We start from the raw sequence: 1,673 nt of genomic DNA on the forward strand, positions 1-1,673 counted from the left end.
AGAAGCTGTTGTCTTTCCGGACGTGAGGGCTGCGTTTTCGCTGGTGGGGCATAGGGTCGGTGGTCTGGTGGGAGTGACGGCTTGTCATGTCGTCGCTGCTGTGGGGGGCGTGGATGCCGTCGGTGGTCGGGCTGCTGGAACAGCGCGAGCTGGGTGCTCGCCGTCGGGTGGACGAGCTGCGGGAGGAGGCCGACCGTATCCAGGCCGAGCTGGCCGTGGCCGAGCGGGAATGGCAGGAGTGGGCCATTGCCCGCTCGCGGGTCGGCGAGGTGCTGGCCCCAAAGAACGAGACGGGGCAGGACCACACCCAGGTCGACCGGGCTGTGCAGGCTGCCGGGAGACAGGGCGCAACAGCGCCGAAGGCGGCGAAGCCGAAGGCGCAGGTGCCGATGTGGCGCGAGGGGCTTGACTGGTCGGCGCTGTCGGTGGACTACCAGCGCATCCTGCAGGTGGCGGCCGACCGGGCCCGGCTCGGGCAGGGACCGGTGACCTGCCAGGAGATGGCCGCCGAGTTCGGCATGGACGTGGTGCCGGCGCGGGTGGAGGCGTTGCGGTCGAAAGCGAAGCGCCTGGTCGCGCGGAGCTGGCTGGCCGAGACGGCGCCGGGCCGCTTCACGCCCGCGCGGGGCGTGGCCCAGCCAGGCGTCGGCTCATGACCATGGTCATCGACCACAGGATCATCGCCTCGGCACTGGTCGTGCGCCGCTCATAGTCGCGGGCCAGGCGGCGGGTGCGCATCAGGTGGGCGAAAAGACGCTCGACGATCCACCGCTTGGGCAGCACGACGAAGCCTTTCTGGTCGTCGCTGCGCTTGACGATCGCCAGCACCAGCGCGAAGGAGGCCAGGCAGTGCTCGACGAGGCTGCCGGTGTAGCCGCCATCGGCCCAGATGAGGGCCAGGCGGTGATGCGCGTCGGCCACCCGCGCCAGCAGGACCTGCGCGGCGGTGCGGTCGCCGATATCCGCGCTGGTGACCATCACACCCAGCAGCAGACCGAGGGTGTCGACCACGACGTGCCGCTTGCGCCCGTTGATCAGCTTGCCGCCGTCAAAGCCGCGGCTGTCCGCGCCGACGACGGCATCCGCCTTGACCGACTGCGAGTCGATCACCCCCGCTGACGGCTCCACATCCCGGCCCAGCTTCTCGCGCATCCGCGCGCGCAGCCGGTCGTGGAACTCCTTGACCAGGCCATGGTCGCGCCAGCGGCGGAAAAAGGCGTACACCCGGTCCCACGGCGGGAAGTCCACCGGCATGGCACGCCACTTGATGCCGTTGTCGACCAGGTAGCGGATCGCATCGAGCACCGCCCGGTGGCAGTACCCTTCCGGCTGCCCGCCACGGCCGCGCATCCAGCCCGGCACCGGCAGCAGCGGCCTCACCTGCGCCCACTCGGCGTCCGTCATGTCCGTCGGATACCGGCGCCCACGCACCCCATGGTCGGCGGCGTTTCCGAACCGGTGAGCCAGACAGTCACACTCCAGAGGGACCGAAGTGGACTGCCACGGCATCGACACGGAAGACTGCGGCACCGGGGCCTCCTGCTGCTCGGTGATTAGACACCAACGAGCTGTTCAGGAGGCCCCACTCGTATGCGCCGAGCGCCCCGCGACCACCCGATCGAGACTCCCGTTCGAAGCACATCTCTCAAGATCGGAAAGACAACAGCTTCTAA

2 protein-coding genes are annotated in these 1,673 nt (G+C 69.5%); one reads left to right on the forward strand and one right to left on the reverse strand.

Features of this window, described 5'->3' with window-relative positions:
* Window positions 1-113 precede the first annotated feature (113 nt).
* The gene (locus VXC91_RS45295; RefSeq protein ID WP_329513160.1) at window positions 114-656 is read left to right on the forward strand and encodes a hypothetical protein; all 543 of its coding nucleotides are present in this window, start codon (window positions 114-116) and stop codon (window positions 654-656) included.
* On the opposite strand, the gene VXC91_RS45300 is transcribed toward VXC91_RS45295, so the two are convergent.
* A complete protein-coding gene (locus VXC91_RS45300; RefSeq protein ID WP_329513159.1) occupies window positions 613-1,404 on the reverse strand; it encodes an IS5 family transposase in 792 nt (263 codons plus the stop codon). The genes VXC91_RS45295 and VXC91_RS45300 overlap by 44 nt on opposite strands.
* Between the last annotated feature and the right edge of the window lie 269 nt (window positions 1,405-1,673).

This window comes from Streptomyces chiangmaiensis (genome assembly GCF_036281785.1).
Lineage (GTDB): Bacteria > Actinomycetota > Actinomycetes > Streptomycetales > Streptomycetaceae > Streptomyces > Streptomyces chiangmaiensis.